At 59.3% G+C, this 13,961-nt stretch carries 11 protein-coding genes; 3 read left to right on the forward strand and 8 right to left on the reverse strand.

The annotated features are described in order from the left end of the window. Positions 1–210 precede the first annotated feature (210 nt). Positions 211–624 carry a hypothetical protein gene (locus ACIQTZ_RS12145; protein ID WP_402980896.1) on the forward strand — a complete coding sequence of 138 codons (414 nt, stop codon included), beginning with the start codon at positions 211–213 and terminating at the stop codon, positions 622–624. 234 nt (positions 625–858) lie between these two features. Here the strand turns inward: ACIQTZ_RS12145 and ACIQTZ_RS12150 are convergent, their stop codons facing one another. Beyond that, complete coding sequence (locus tag ACIQTZ_RS12150; RefSeq protein ID WP_402980899.1) at positions 859–1,467, reverse strand: recombinase family protein; 609 nt, start codon at positions 1,465–1,467, stop codon at positions 859–861. 564 nt (positions 1,468–2,031) lie between these two features. Next, positions 2,032–2,634 (reverse strand): TetR/AcrR family transcriptional regulator, encoded by a 603-nt coding sequence (locus ACIQTZ_RS12155; RefSeq protein ID WP_402980902.1) that lies wholly within the window; start codon positions 2,632–2,634, stop codon positions 2,032–2,034. A gap of 442 nt (positions 2,635–3,076) precedes the next feature. Between ACIQTZ_RS12155 and ACIQTZ_RS12160 the strand changes: the two genes are divergently transcribed. Next, positions 3,077–3,664, forward strand: a complete 588-nt coding sequence (locus ACIQTZ_RS12160; protein ID WP_402980905.1) for a DUF1345 domain-containing protein — start codon at positions 3,077–3,079, stop codon at positions 3,662–3,664. 503 nt (positions 3,665–4,167) lie between these two features. On the opposite strand, the gene ACIQTZ_RS12165 is transcribed toward ACIQTZ_RS12160, so the two are convergent. The 5 genes from ACIQTZ_RS12165 to ACIQTZ_RS12185 form a co-directional block, all read right to left on the reverse strand. After that, positions 4,168–5,562 carry an NAD-dependent succinate-semialdehyde dehydrogenase gene (locus tag ACIQTZ_RS12165; RefSeq protein WP_402981118.1) on the reverse strand — a complete coding sequence of 465 codons (1,395 nt, stop codon included), beginning with the start codon at positions 5,560–5,562 and terminating at the stop codon, positions 4,168–4,170. Then, on the reverse strand, positions 5,562–7,172 hold the full coding sequence (locus ACIQTZ_RS12170; RefSeq protein WP_402980908.1) for a N,N-dimethylformamidase beta subunit family domain-containing protein: 1,611 nt from the start codon (positions 7,170–7,172) through the stop codon (positions 5,562–5,564). Before ACIQTZ_RS12170 ends, ACIQTZ_RS12165 begins: the two co-directional genes overlap by 1 nt. Before the next feature lie 133 nt (positions 7,173–7,305). Then, a complete protein-coding gene (locus ACIQTZ_RS12175; RefSeq protein ID WP_402980911.1) occupies positions 7,306–7,689 on the reverse strand; it encodes a cupin domain-containing protein in 384 nt (127 codons plus the stop codon). Between the two features lie 32 nt (positions 7,690–7,721). Beyond that, the gene (locus tag ACIQTZ_RS12180; RefSeq protein ID WP_402981121.1) at positions 7,722–9,143 is read right to left on the reverse strand and encodes a N,N-dimethylformamidase beta subunit family domain-containing protein; all 1,422 of its coding nucleotides are present in this window, start codon (positions 9,141–9,143) and stop codon (positions 7,722–7,724) included. Positions 9,144–9,370: 227 nt separating this feature from the next. After that, the gene (locus tag ACIQTZ_RS12185) at positions 9,371–10,801 is read right to left on the reverse strand and encodes an APC family permease (protein WP_402980914.1); all 1,431 of its coding nucleotides are present in this window, start codon (positions 10,799–10,801) and stop codon (positions 9,371–9,373) included. Between the two features lie 184 nt (positions 10,802–10,985). Here ACIQTZ_RS12185 and ACIQTZ_RS12190 point away from each other — a divergent pair, with 184 nt between their 5' ends. Beyond that, positions 10,986–12,476: a helix-turn-helix domain-containing protein gene (locus ACIQTZ_RS12190; RefSeq protein WP_402980917.1), complete on the forward strand. Its 1,491-nt coding sequence runs from the start codon at positions 10,986–10,988 to the stop codon at positions 12,474–12,476. 42 nt (positions 12,477–12,518) lie between these two features. Here the strand turns inward: ACIQTZ_RS12190 and ACIQTZ_RS12195 are convergent, their stop codons facing one another. After that, positions 12,519–13,700, reverse strand: coding sequence for an MFS transporter (locus tag ACIQTZ_RS12195; RefSeq protein WP_402980920.1), 1,182 nt, complete (start codon positions 13,698–13,700; stop codon positions 12,519–12,521). Positions 13,701–13,961 lie beyond the last annotated feature (261 nt).

Consider the following 13,961-nt stretch of genomic DNA (forward strand, 5'->3'; position numbering starts at 1 on the left):
CTGAAAGTGTTACCGGGATACCGGAACGTGCAACGGTACTCTGGGGACATGGCCGACCGGGAAGCTACTGCGCAGACAACCAAGCCGAAGAGCACGACCAGACCGAAGAACAAAGGCACTTGGAAGCGGAAAAGCTTCGCCAATCGGCAGCTGGACGCCCGCGCGTGGCTTGAACGTCTCGTCCCACCCGAACGGATCACCGACGCCCGCGTGAACCAGCTGGCAGATTTCGTCGACAGGTACCGGCCCGGGTCCAAGTTCCAGATCATCGCCGACGCGATGGTCAAGAACAACGAAGTTCCCACCATGAAGAACGTTGCCGCCCGGTACGAATCCCGTAAAAACGCCTACCTGCGCCGCAACGCACCTATAGCACCCGTGAACCTCACCCTGGCCATCGTCGATCAGCTCACCACACTGATCCGCGTTTCCTGGGAACGTCGGGGCCACGGACCCACTTGGACGGAGATCCGCACCGTCATGGGGTGGGACCGCGGCCAAACCAAGCAGGCCCTCACCCAACTCCGCACCGACGGACTCCTCTCCTTCACCAACGACAGCGGTTCCCTCACCCTCACCGGCAAAGCCGCGCACCACGGCGCGACAGCCAAAAAATCGGCCTGACACCGTCACCTGACGGGCTCAGAACCAGAAAGAAGCAATTGGACAATTAAGTCTTACCGCTGTTCCGAGACGGCCGCCGAAGCCAATTCCTAAGGCCACCCGCCGAGTGAGCGAGTACGCGTCCACGGGATGTTCAGAGACTACTTACCCTGTGAGTCCCTGTGAGTCTTGTGAGCTTCGAAAAAATTAGTTCACCGTTTACCAACGCAGGTAGGCGATCTCTGCCTTTCGGCTTCACGTTGATTGCGTTTTGGGTAACGTAAGGACACTCTTCTGTTCCTGGGCTTGAGCGAGACGAAGGTACTGGTAGACGGTCTCCCGGCTGATTCCATATTCCTTGGCAAGGACCGATTTCGGCACCCCAAGGGCAGCCCGGCCAACAAGTTCTGCCGCCTTATCCAGAGTCAGTGACTTCTTACGTCCACGGTACGCCCCGCGCTGTTTGGCCAATGCGATGCCTTCGCGCTGACGTTCCCTGATCAGCGACCGCTCAAACTCAGCGAACGCGCCCATCACCGAGAGCATGAGGTTGGCCATCGGGGAGTCCTCACCGGTGAAGACCAAGCCCTCTTTGACGAACTCGACCCGTACACCCTTCCGCGTGAGCGTCTGGACAAGGGATCGAAGGTCGTCAAGGTTTCTGGCGAGCCTGTCCATGCTGTGCACTATAACGATGTCGCCGTCGCGGGCGAAACGGAGCAACTCGGTAAGCTCGGGCCGGTTCGAGTCCCTTCCTGAGGCCTTATCCGTGAAGACACGGTCGAGGATTTCACCCTCGAGCTGTCGCCGTTCGTTCTGGTCGAGAGTGCTGACCCGCACGTACCCGATTCTCTGACCCGCCATAAGAGCCTCCAACCTCGGCATGTCAGGTTGAACTCTAAGAATCCCACCCGGGCCTGTCCAAGAAAAGGCCAACGGGCTCTAACCTGACGTGATTTCAGCCGGCACCTGACGTCAGGTTGGGGTGTGGTTCAGTCGGACAGCGTAGAGATGCGAAGTCGGTAGATCCTAGGGCGACTGAGCGCGAGTGGGATCGCGCAGAGGACTGAGATGGCCTCGCTGCCGACGGGATGAGCGGCGCAAGATGCCGCTCATCCCCAGCTGTGGCACCGAGAGCGTGACATTCGGGGCCGCGTCTGGGAAACGCCCCGGATGACTGGCCACGGAAGGTGATCGGGTTTGGCGTCAGTGCGGACTATGAGGATGTCGTGTTCGGAGTACTCGGTCTGACAGATCTGATTGGTCCGCTCCGACCGGCGGAGAACGGTGCTCGTCTTCACCAGGAAGGCGCACGGCGCCACGCGATAGCTCGATGTTCCGGCGCCTGACGCTTGAAGCGCATTTTGCCCCTACGCACCGCAGGTTCGATAAAGTTCCCCGATGTGGCCGGGCTGATGATGGTCAGGATCACGAACGCTCTTCCGTCGCGTCAGGGATCTCGGCGAGCTCGAGAAGCGTGCGACGCAGCGCTGCCTGTTCGACCTCGTCAATGTAGGGCGAATCGACGCAGGCCACAGCGCCCTCGGCGGCGAAACGCACGAGCAGCCATCGTTCGAAAGGAACGCCGTCGACCTCGAAGGCCTGGCGCCACCGATCGGCGTCCGCCCGGGCGATGTTGTGCACAGCCTCGTTGTCGCGAAAGAAGAGAAGTGCGGCCATATGCATGAAGGCGGTTACTGCGCCCTGGCTCTCGCCGAGCAGTGCTCGCACGTACGCCCGAAGGACGCGGCCGGGAGTCTGGTCATCGGGCTCGATCAGCTCGTGGACGCTGGTCCATAGACGCTCTGAGCTTTCCTCGCAGACCGCGATCGAGATCTCGGCCTGTGACGAAAAGTGGTGCAAGAGTCCGCCCTTCGACACACCTGCGGCGGCTGCGACGCGATCGAGCGGCGCGGGTTTGCCGCCCTGAATGAGGAGCTCCACGGCGGCATCGATGATCGCTCGACGCGTATGCGTCGGGTCCTTGACCGAGCGAACCCTTGCGGTCGGTGATGTGTTTTCAATGGGCATGATTTTAGGATACCGTCTAGACGGTCGGTATTCTTGGGATATGAGTCGCGGTATAAATGGATCGGTTCAACCATGGCGTGTCCACGGGCTCACAGATTGTGGCCCTGAGCAACGCGACGCTCGTCGCCCTCGCCCGCGCTCAGGGCCCACAGTGCGAACTCCGACGAGCCGCCGGGGATGATCAGAACCTACCCACTGGTGAAGCTCGCGAACATCAGAGGCATGGAGCAGGGTCATCGATTGTCTGCATCGTCTTTGGCATCGCTGGCGATCGCTCTTCCGTGCAACACCCGCCCCCAGAACTCACCCATCCCACCGTCAATCGCTGACCCGACAAGAACCGAGGTTCGAAATGAGTGCAGTGCGCAGCACGCCCAATAGTCAGGGCTCTTTCCGCCGCAGATCACGCATTGCCAGCACAGTTGGTCTGGCTTCAGAGCTCTTGATCGTCCTAGCCGGCAGCGCCTACGTCGTCAGCCCACAATTATGGATATTCACGGCGTGGATGCTTTTCGCGATCACCTACGTAGGCGTGGGCTGGGCATTGGCGTGGTCCGGGGAGCGGCAGTTCATCGCAGTGGGCGAATCTCGACGTATCCTGCGGTGGTCGTGGATCCCGCCCATCGTCTCGAGCGTCACCGGCATCACCTCGGCGGTCGTGGCCCTAGGCACTAGAGACAGCATTGCCCACGACCTTGAGAGCGCTTACGTGGCCGGCGCAGCATCCATCGGGATCATCCTGTCCTGGCTCCTCCTAAATGCCGGCTTCGCCAAGATGTACCAAGCCATCGACGCCAGCGAACCCGAGCGGAGCGTCTACTTTCCCGACGAGCCGGGACCGACGCTCCTTAGCTACATCTACTTCGCTTTCACCGTCGGCACCTCCTTCGGCACCGGCGACGCCGCCATCCGCTCGGTGCGCATCCGCCGTACCGCCGTCACACACAGCGTCGTGTCGTTCTTCTACAACGCACTCGTCGTTGCCGTCGCTTTCCAGATATTGCAGCAGATCGTCGCCTCAGGAAAGTAGCGTCCGCCATCGCCACTGTGCGTGCGTCGCCTACGCCCAAACTCCCGCCTCCCACTCCCTAGAGAACAGACAGTGAACTCCGTCGGGCCAGCGTAGGCCCTTAGAGCGCCCTTCTTCGAGTCTTGCAATGTAGCGGGTGTGGCTCACGGCCTCAGGTGTCTGGTCGTTGAACTCCTCGACCTCTAACCTTCAACAAGAGTGGATGGCGATCAAGCTGTGACAGTGTTTCCCTCTTACGTTTGTTTGCAGGGCGTAGCCGGTCCAGCAGGCGAAAGGGGAACTATGGATTCCAGCTCTGACCGGAAGATGATCCTCCTTACTCCTACCGAGTGTTCAAAGATCCAGAAGATGTCCTGCTGGACCAGCTCGTCCTCGACTGTGCCTTCACACTGGAAGCCGTCCGGCCAACGAAGCAGAACACATCGCCCGGACAGTTTCGCACTCGACAGATCGAGGAACGTAGCTTCTCCGTCAGATGGTTTCGTAGAGGTCACGGTGTTCCCTCAGATAGCGGTGTACACAAGGCGCTGGTTTGAGAATTCAAGAACTCCGAGCGGACCGAGTTCGCGGCCATAGCCTGAGCTTTTGACGCCTCCGAACGGCAACTGAGGCATCTCGGCTGAGGAGGCGTTAGCGAAGACCATGCCCGTGACTAGATCGGTGGCGACCTGCTTAGCACGTTCAGGGTCTTGGCTGAAGACCGCCCCTCCGAGCCCATATTTAGTGTCATTGGCCAGGACGACGGCTTCATCGTCATTCCCGACCTTGTAGACGACAAGCACCGGGCCGAAGAGTTCCTCATGATAGGCGCGCATTGCTGGTGTAACGCCAGTCAGAACTGCGGGCGAAAAGAATGCTGTGCTATCAGTTGCCAGTTCGCCGCCAACTTGAAGGGTGGCACCCTTACGGACCGCGTCCTGGAGTTGTTCTGCGAGCTGTTGGGCAGCGGCCCTGGAAGCCATCGGAGCAAAGGTCCCCGGTTCCTCGCGCGATGGATCGCCGGGTTGCAAGTCTTTGGCCAATTCAATTAGCTCATCTACAAACGCATCATGAATGTCTTCCATGACGATAATCCGCTTGTTCGAATTGCAGGCCTGACCCGTGTTCTCCATACGGGCAGCCCAAGCGTCCCGGGCGGACTCTCGGACATCCACGGTGTCCAAGACGATGTATGCATCGGACCCACCCAGCTCCAACACCGCTTTTTTCAAGTTTGCGCCGGCGAGTCCGCCGATGACCGCTCCAGCACGCTCGGATCCGGTGTATGAAACCCCTTGCACCCGTGAATCGGCGATAACCGACGCGACTTGTTCGTGGGTGGCGAAAACATTCGAGTAGACGCCGTTGGGCACATCGGCTTCTGCGAAGACGTCTTGGATAGCTTGCGCCGAACCCGGGCACGATTCCGCGTGTTTGAGAAGAACCGTGTTGCCCAGCAGCAGGTTGGGGGCTACGAAGCGGGCCACCTGGTAATAGGGGTAGTTCCAGGGCATGACGCCCAAGAGCGGTCCCAAGGGTCGTTTCTGGACAACCGCCGTCGCGCCGGTGATTCCGGGCACTTGTCCTTCAACCAGCATGCCTGGGCCGGTTTCGGCGTAGTACTCGAAGATCTGTGCACTGAATTCCACTTCTGCTTTGGCCTGGGACAAGGGCTTACCCACTTCGTTAGTGGCAATCAGCGCCAGTTCATCGGCCCGTTCCCGGAAAATTTGACCGACTCTCGCCAGTGTCAGCGCCCGTTCCTGCGCTGGCCGCTGCGCCCAAGAGCGGTAGGCTTGCTCGGACTGATGGAGCACCGCCTGAACGTCCGCATCCGTGGCTGAAGGGAACGTTCTTTCAACTAAACCGGTTGCGGGGTTGATCGCGCGGTAAACGGTTCCCGTGACACTACCGAACATCAAGAGGGCTCCTTCACGTCAGCGCTGCCGCTGGCTTCGGCCCTGGTGAAACGGTTGAGGACGTTCCGAGTGATTTGTTCTGTAAACGGGTCGCGGTGGATCAGCCCGTTAACCCATTCCGTACTTCCGGCAGTGAGGACTTCGCCCTTTCCACGCACGAAGGCGGCAATCATAGCTGCTCCGCGGACGGTATCTGTTTGGTATTCGGGCGGGTTTCCGTCATAGGCCTCTTCGAGAAGTGCCGTGGCCTCCTCGAGTGGGGCGCCAATGGGGACGGTGCCGGACCACCGGTCTTCGGCTCCGAAGACCGCCGGTGTCATAGCGAGGATTTCCAGGTTTTCCGGTGCGCCTCCCTCCCCGGTTGCGTAGGGAAGACCCTTGCGGAAGGTGTAGTCGACCCCGTCGACTTCGAAAGCGGCGACACAAATCGGTGCGGCGCCAAAAACATCACCGTAATACAGGTCCGTGGACTCGAAGATCCAGTGTTCGGGCCGGTAGACGGTGAAACCGCCACTTGCCCGGGGGGATGCTGAGCCGTATCTGATGTAGGAGCCCGCTGCACCGCTGAGGCCCATCGTCGCTGCCCCGGGACGGCCAATGGGCTTCCAGTCCCACATTGTGGTGACCTTGGTTATGTCCTGGTCTATGTATGGATCAGCGAAGGGCATTTTGTAACAGGTTTGAGTCTGTGCCTTTTCATCGAACCGGACTTGCCAGACATAGTTGCCTGCAAATCGTGCCAAGTGACCGCCGTCGTCAACGAAGGAGTCGATTCGGTCGCGCATTTCCCACGTCCAATACTCGTCGTGTCCGACGATGACAACGCACGCATAACCTTCGAGCGCTGCTGGGTCCAAGTGCAAGTGGCTTTGAGTGGTGTGTCCTACTCGATATCCCTGGCCTTCGGCCCAAACGGTAAATGGCCTTTCGTAGGTTGCCCAGCCGGCGTCGGCGTGGTGCCTGCTATACCCGTTGAGCCATGCCCATTCGTACGTTTCGTGCCGGGGAACCCATCCAATTTCAGGGGTGTTGGTGTGGATGTTCCGGGGCGCTCCGACAGGCTTGCGGAGCATGCCCCTTGCGATGGGACGCTGGGACGAGGAAAAGGGTGAGGGCGTATCGTTGAGGTGGCCGTCGGGAAGGCCGCGATAGTGGTTCCCCCCTCCCCAGTCGTTATAGGCGAGCATGGTGCTGGTGGTATGCACCAGCAGAAAATCGACGTCCCGTGGATCGGCAGGGCGAATAATGAAGAACCCCTCGTGTTCCTGGCGCCGACCGTTCTCCTCTGCTTCAAGAATGATTAGATAGAAGCCTGGCTCCCAGCCGGAATCAATGCTAAAGGTGAGACTGTCTTCCCAGTCGCACCCTGTCGCGTAAGCGTCCCAGGGTGTCTCCTGTTCGCGTCCGGTCAGGTTCTTTCTTGTGTAGACCGTGCGCGGTTCCGCTCCATCCCGAACAATGTTCACGTTGAACTTCTCAGCTGTCGTGTGGACCTTCAGCCGCACGGTGTCGCCATGCCCGTAGTCGAAACGGTCGGCGTAGCACCAGAGCTCAATGCTCTCTGATGCGCCAGGTACCTCAAGTAGACCGCCCGGAACTGACCAAGCCATATCGGCTGCGCCTCCACGCACCGGGGTGTCGGTTCGAGTCCTTGTTAAGTTAGGAGTCGCTTGTGTGGGCATCGGACGGGAGGGCATGGGTGTTTCCTTTGTTCTATGTATTACGGTTTGCGGCTGCCGATGTTCAGGCAGAGGCGGGGGAGTCCGGTTGGATGCCGATGAAGATTTTTTCGGATGCTTCAAGGGTGTGCCATACGCCGTTAAAACCGGCAGGTACCACAAACGCTTCGCCCGGGCCGAATTCCCTGCGGCCTCCCGTTTGGTCCTCTATGGCCACTCTGCCCTTTTGGATGACGCAAATCTCGTGATAGGGCCAGTCCGTGATCCTCACCCAACCAGGTTCGCCCCGCCAGGCGGCAACCTGTGAACGAGTGTTTGCCAGGGAGGCATGGTGTTCTTCTTCACGCCAATGGTCGGATGATGCTTCGTAAAGGCTGGCATCGGGTATTACAAGTTCGCCGTTGCCGAAGGTCAGCGTCTGAACATTATTTACGTCGAAAGTTGCCATTCTGGCGTACTCCTTGAAGTGTTTACGGGCGTTTAGCTTGTGAAGCGCCGCAGGACGTTGTGCGTGATTTGCTCAGTGAAGGGATCAGAAAGCCTAAGACCGTTCACCCATTCGGTGCTTCCGGCTGTGAAGACCTCTCCCGCGCCTTTGGTAAACGTTGCCACCATTCCTGAGCCATAGCATTCGCCCTTAAAGCGTTCCGGGAGGTCATCTCCATAGATAGCGTCCAACGCGTCTAGGAATTCTCCGACGGGCGCGCCGAGGGGAACTGCTCCGTCCCACTTGTCTTCTTCGCCGAGGGTTGCCGGTGTCATAGCGATGATTTCCAAGGATTCCGGGGCTCCGTCGACGCCGGTCGGCTCGGGCATTCCCTTACGGAATGTAAAGTCGACTCCGTCCAGTTCGAAGGCCGCGACGTTGATGGGCGCCGCCCCAAAGATGTCACCGTAATTGAGATCAGTGTCCGTGAATGCCCAATGACGCGGCCGGTACACTGTGAAACCTCCGGAGGAGCGAGGGGCGGCAGTACCGTATCGGTTGTAGCAGCCTCCCAATCCGGTCAGGCCGAAGGTAGTGGCCGCCGGCCGCCCGACGACGGGCGAATCCCACGCTGTCGTGACGCGCGATGGCTCCGTTGGAGTCAGCGGGTCTTCTTGAGGCGTCCGATAACAGGCTTGGGTGTTCCCGTTGTCTTCGAGCCTCACCTGCCACAAGAAATTCCCGCCGAAGCGGGCAAGGTGCCCGCCGCGTTCAACATAACCTTCGGCGGTGTCGCGCATTTCGCCTGTCCAGTATTCATCGTGTCCTACGACCACGGCGCATGCATACCGGTCAAGGACAGCCTGATCCTCGTGCAAGTCATGTTGCGTAAGGTAGTCCAGCTCATATCCATGTTGTTCGGCCCACCGGACAAAGTGACGTTCGTAAGTCGCCCAAAACGCGTCCGCGTAGTGCCGGGAGAAGCCGTGCACGTGTGCGTATTCGTATGCGGGGTGCCGAGGGATATAGCCAGGGCCGGGGGTCGATGGGTTGGAGCTGCGGGGTGCATCCTCTGGCTGCCTGAGCATTCCCCGCGCCACGGGGCGCTGTATGGCTGACAAAGGGGAGGGGACATCTTCCCAAGGGTCGTCTCCCAGGCCCCGGTAATGATTCGCTCCACCCCAGTCGTTATAAGCAAGCATGGTGCTAGTGGTCAGAACGAGCGCTGTCGGGGCGGGGTCTGCCTCGGGAGCTCTCTTGATGACTGCGAAGTGTTCCCGTTCGTAGATTCGCCCCTCATGTTCAAAGGACATGATCAGGAGGTAAAAGCCGGGACGCCACTGTTCGTCTACAGGAATGGACAACGCCACCGGCCATTTGCAGCCAACCGCATACGAGTCCACCGGGGTTTCGTAGGACTTGCCGGGCAGACCGGTCCGGGACCAGACGGTCTCCGCATCTAGACCGTCACGCACCAGCTTCAAGTCGTATGCGTCCACCGTTGTATGAGTGTGGACATCGATTGATTCGCCCGGGTTGTATGAAAAGCGATCGGTGTAACACCACCCCTCACCACCGGAGAAGTCCTCGGCCGGACGTTCAACTCTGAACCCCGGGACTGACCAAGCGTGCCGCGGGCCGAGTCCTACTGCCTTGGAGGCGTCGGTGACCCTGCTTTCGGGCAGAACCGGATTGCGAGTGTTCATGCGTTGATCTCCTGGGCAACAGCGGGCGATGACTTAGCGCGTTTCCGTCCGATGATCAATCCGACTATGAGGGCCACGAACAGGGGCGAGCACATAATGAGGTTTCCGGCGGAACCGAGAGACGTAAGCAAGTCGAGATTGGTACTGATCAGCACCAGGGCACCCGCCATCGTTACGATCGAAACTGCGGGAGCTATCAACCTGTTCCAGAGAGACTCTTTGTGTTTCTCGCGGCGGAAGTAGGCGATAACCGAAACGGAGGTCGCGATTTGAAGGACAAGTACAGCCAATATTGTCGGGGTATTAGTCCAAAGAACCACCTGCCTGTAGGGGTCCAGACCAATGACAGCGAAACCGGCTATAGCCACCACAACGAGGAGCGTTTGAAAGATCGCGGCGGCTCCCGGACTCCCCGTACGGTCGTTGACACGGGCAAACTTCCTGTGGACGAGTCCTTGACGCGACATCGAAAACAGGTACCTTGTTCCCGCGTTCTGAAGGGCAAGTACACCGGCCAGGAAACTCGTGACCACCAAGAGTTCCATGACAACTGTCATCGCTCCGCCAAGGTACTGGTTATTGACGTCGAATACGATCGTCGACAGGTTTCCGGTCGCCAGCAGGCTGGGAAGGTTCGCCGGCCCAATAGCCATCAGGATTACCCACGACATGAACGTGTAGATGCCCGTCAACAAACCCACGGAAATGTAGGTCGCGCGGGGGACCGTCACACGAGGGTTCTTGACTTCCTCACCATAGACGGCCGTCTGTTCAAATCCGACATAGACAAGGAACGACACGACGAGCAGCGAACCAATCGTGCCCGCGTCCCAAGTGGCAGGGTCGGCTGCGGTGACCGTTAGGCCATTGGGCGTGCCCTTGATAAGCACGGCAACTGCAAGCACAAAGAGAATTCCGATTTCGGCGATCAGCAGGACCGACAAAACACGCGCCCCCACATTGACTTGGAAGTAAGACAACGCGCCTGTACCAAGGCCAATAAGCACCGCACACAGGCCCCACGGAAGCGACACCCCGAGGAACTTGTCGAGCGCCGCCGAAGCGAACAGGCCTGCGGCTGCACAGAAGCCAATCTGCCCCAATGTGTAGGCGGCGTACGCCAGGAACGCCGCTCCCGAACCGGCCGTGGGACCGAGCCCTTTCCGGATGTAGGCAGAGAACGCCCCTGCGTCCTTGACGTACCGGCTCAACGTAGTGAACCCGACCGAGAACAACAGGTATACGGCGCCGGCAATGAGGTACCCGAGTGGCGTAAGCTCCCCACCAATCATGTACGCAAGGGGAGCAAAGCCGGCCAGAACAGTCAAAGGAGCCGCCGCTGCCACCACAAAGAAGACAAGGTGCCTGGTTGAAATGACACCACTGCGCAGTCGCTGCTCTGGTCTCAAATGGGATCCATCCGCCATGAGATGACCTTTCAAGAAGCTGCGGAGAGCGCACGCCAGAGAGGCGGCAAACCGCAGGATTTGGGGGATAGCAGGAGATGTACCCTGCCGCGTGACTCAACGATAGTGATACGCGCCACGGCACACAATCGCCGAACTGTCTAAAAACTTAGACTTACTTGTTCAACTTGGATAGCCTGACCGGATGACAGTCCCCCTATCGACGATCTTCAAGACCGACGCGGTGCTCAAACTGGAGCTTCGGCCACTGGCCGGTCTGCCGGATCTCAACGGCGCCGTCGCATCGGAATCCCTTGATCCCAGTTCCGCACTGGAAGGCGGCGAGCTTCTTATCACCACTGGGCTGCTACTGCGAGAGCCTGAATTCAAGCGATATGCTGCTGCCGTTAAAGCCAGTGGTGCGGCCGCCTTGGCACTAACGGTTGGACCAGGTTCGCCATTCACCCGCCTGCCGGACCTTCTCAAAAACGCCTGCTCTGAATCGGATTTGGCGCTTGTAACCGTCTCAGAACGCACACCCCACGCATATCTAATTCGTTGCGTCTTTGATGCCTTGGCAGACGCGAGACGTCGTCCGCTGCAGGCCTCTCTGGATCTTTTTGCCGAATTATCCGCGGTCGTGGGGCGCGGTTTGGGCCTTTCCGGCTTGATGGACGTGTGGATAAGCCGAACCGGTGTTTCAGCCGTTATTGTGAACCGGCTTGGACGGGTTATGGGTGGGAACTCCGAGCTCGCCGGGGAGGAACTGGAAAAACTTCTGAGTCAAAGTGGACACCCGCCAATCAGCGCCGTTCTTGCGGGCCGGCCGGTGATGATCAAACCTCTTGGCTCAACCCGGACGCGTGGGTATTTGGTCGTAACCGACTCGCACAAGACAGCACTGGATTCAACGGCAGGATTGGTCCCGCTCCTGAGCTTGGAACTGGAGCGACTCTGGTTATCCGACGAACCCGAGCGCTTGCGACGAGCTGAGACCTTTGCAGCGGTCCTGGCCGCTGGAAATGAAGCCGTCGCTCGGTCCAGGCTACGCGGAGCCGGCCTGACAGGGCGGCTTTTCCGCGTCGTTATCTTCGATCCGGACAAAGACGAAGTGCCCGCCTTTTTGGGCGATCTGGCCCCGGCTTTTCGTGGCGGGATGGGCAGGGTGCAGGCAGGTTTTGTAGAGTTCATTGCCGAGCAGGACGACCCGGTCTTGGAGATGCTGGAGACCTTGGCGCCCGAGAAACCCGTCGGCATCGGAGCAATTGTTAGTCCCGGCCATTTGGACGAATCGAGAACCCAAGCCCTCGCAGCAGTTCAAGCGAGTCGAAGTTCAGGTCGGCCAGTAACGTTCCGCCAAGGAATTATTTTCGATTGGCTGGTTGAAACTGGGGACGCTGCGGCCGCCAAGTTGTTCTCTGACGCAATCCTTTCTCCTGTTGAGCGAGCCGACAGCGACGGCACCCTCCTGTTCACACTGAAAGTCTGGATCGATCAAAACTGTGTTCTCCAAAACACGTGTGATCGTCTAGGGATTCACAGACACACGCTCAGGTCCAGATTGCGAAACATTGAATCCCTGCTCAGCCAACCACTCGATGCCCTGGAAACACGCGCCGAGATTTGGCTCGCGATTCGGTGTCGGCCGACGTCCGAATGGCTTAAGCTTGAAGGTCGGATCACCCTCGCTGACTAGCGACCATCTGCCTCGGTGCACATGCTGAAGCAGACCGGCAGCCTAACTGTCGAGAGGAAGCGTGCGCCGGCATTCGCGGACACCACTTGTATGATCCCGCCGCATCAGAATGAGAACCACCGAACTGATCGCAAGAAGCGCGACAGCACCGGCATACCAGAGAACCGTGACAGAAAGACCTGCAACGGGCACGGCAGCGCCCGCCGCGACAGCCGGAACGCTGAATGCCAGATAGCAGACAACGAAAACTGCCGACATGGTCTCGGCGCGCCGGGAGGCTTCTACGGTGGTCAGAATAGAATGCAGTGCCCCTGGAAATGCCGTCCCGAATCCCGTTCCAGTGATTACGACGGCCACATGAAAGAGCCACTGAGAGCCGAGCAGCACCGAAACGATTGTGAGCGCGCTGCCTGCAGCCAAGGACGCCGCACCGTAGAGAGAGATCGCTTTTGATTTCCACCTGCGCGCCAAGAATCCCATGAGGGCTCCGGACCCGGCCAATAGAGTGACGACCAGCCAACCATTGAAAGGCGACCTCTCTTCAAACACTTTGGTCAACAGGCTCGTTCCAAGTGAGAGATACAGCCCACCGGTAGCCCAGCCCGAGGCGAACACCGGGATCGCATCCAGGAAATGCTTTCGTCCCCGAAGAGGCACAGAAATGCGTGGGAGCAGGGACCGCCAGATCCCCTTCCTCCTGGTGGACGTCTCCGGTAGGAGCCAAGTGGCACCTGCAGACATAAGTGACGACACAGACAGGCTCACAAACGTGACCGCGGACCCACCCGTTTCACCAAGAACAAGCAGAGAGAATCCGGCTGCCAGCGCTCCAAACGCCAGGCCCGCCAAGGCAGACAAAGAATTCCAGGCCGAAGCGGCTCCCGGCTCTCCGGATGGTTCCAGGTCGGCAATTGCTGCTCCCAGCGCCGAGAGCAGCAATCCACTGGCGATCCCCTGCAGGAGGCGGGCGAACATGAGCGCCACTGAGTCACCAGCCAGCCAGAACAGGACCAGGCTGCCGGCTAGAAGGAAGAAGCCAGCGGAAACGACTGGCCTTCGGCCCAGATAGTCAGACATAGAACCCGCTAAGAGCAGGGTGGCCAGCAAGGCTACGGCATAGACCGCGAACACCAGTGTGAGGATGACAGGTGCTAGCCCGAACTTCTCCTGGATGGTGGGGTAGAACGGCGAGGGCGCACTTGCTCCCGCCATCATCACGGTCATGAAGGCCAGCACCAGTCCGAAACGCCAACGGGACGCCACCCCTGACGTGCTTGGGGAACCCGAGGAAGCAACACGCGCGGTTTCGCGGAAAGCGACATTGTTCGAAGTTTTTGGAACCATTTTTGCAGGTTACCTGAGGCCTTCCGGAAGGTTCAACTATTATCGAACTGTGAGCGAAACCGAGAGATTACCGCACCCGGCCCCCGAGGAAATAGAACTGACGACCGTGCTCTTCGCCCTCAGTGACCCCGCGAGGCTCGC

Source organism: Paenarthrobacter sp. NPDC090520 (genome assembly GCF_044769205.1).
Taxonomy (GTDB): domain Bacteria; phylum Actinomycetota; class Actinomycetes; order Actinomycetales; family Micrococcaceae; genus Arthrobacter.

Coding starts and splice junctions, on each gene's coding strand:
- ACIQTZ_RS12185 (WP_402980914.1), bottom strand. CDS start 10,801: ATGGCGGATGGATCCCATTTGAGACCAGAGCAGCGACTGCGCAGTGGT.
- ACIQTZ_RS12190 (WP_402980917.1), top strand. CDS start 10,986: ATGACAGTCCCCCTATCGACGATCTTCAAGACCGACGCGGTGCTCAAA.
- ACIQTZ_RS12155 (WP_402980902.1), bottom strand. CDS start 2,634: ATGCCCATTGAAAACACATCACCGACCGCAAGGGTTCGCTCGGTCAAG.
- ACIQTZ_RS12195 (WP_402980920.1), bottom strand. CDS start 13,700: ATGACCGTGATGATGGCGGGAGCAAGTGCGCCCTCGCCGTTCTACCCC.
- ACIQTZ_RS12170 (WP_402980908.1), bottom strand. CDS start 7,172: ATGGCTTGGTCAGTTCCGGGCGGTCTACTTGAGGTACCTGGCGCATCA.
- ACIQTZ_RS12175 (WP_402980911.1), bottom strand. CDS start 7,689: ATGGCAACTTTCGACGTAAATAATGTTCAGACGCTGACCTTCGGCAAC.
- ACIQTZ_RS12165 (WP_402981118.1), bottom strand. CDS start 5,562: ATGTTCGGTAGTGTCACGGGAACCGTTTACCGCGCGATCAACCCCGCA.
- ACIQTZ_RS12150 (WP_402980899.1), bottom strand. CDS start 1,467: ATGGCGGGTCAGAGAATCGGGTACGTGCGGGTCAGCACTCTCGACCAG.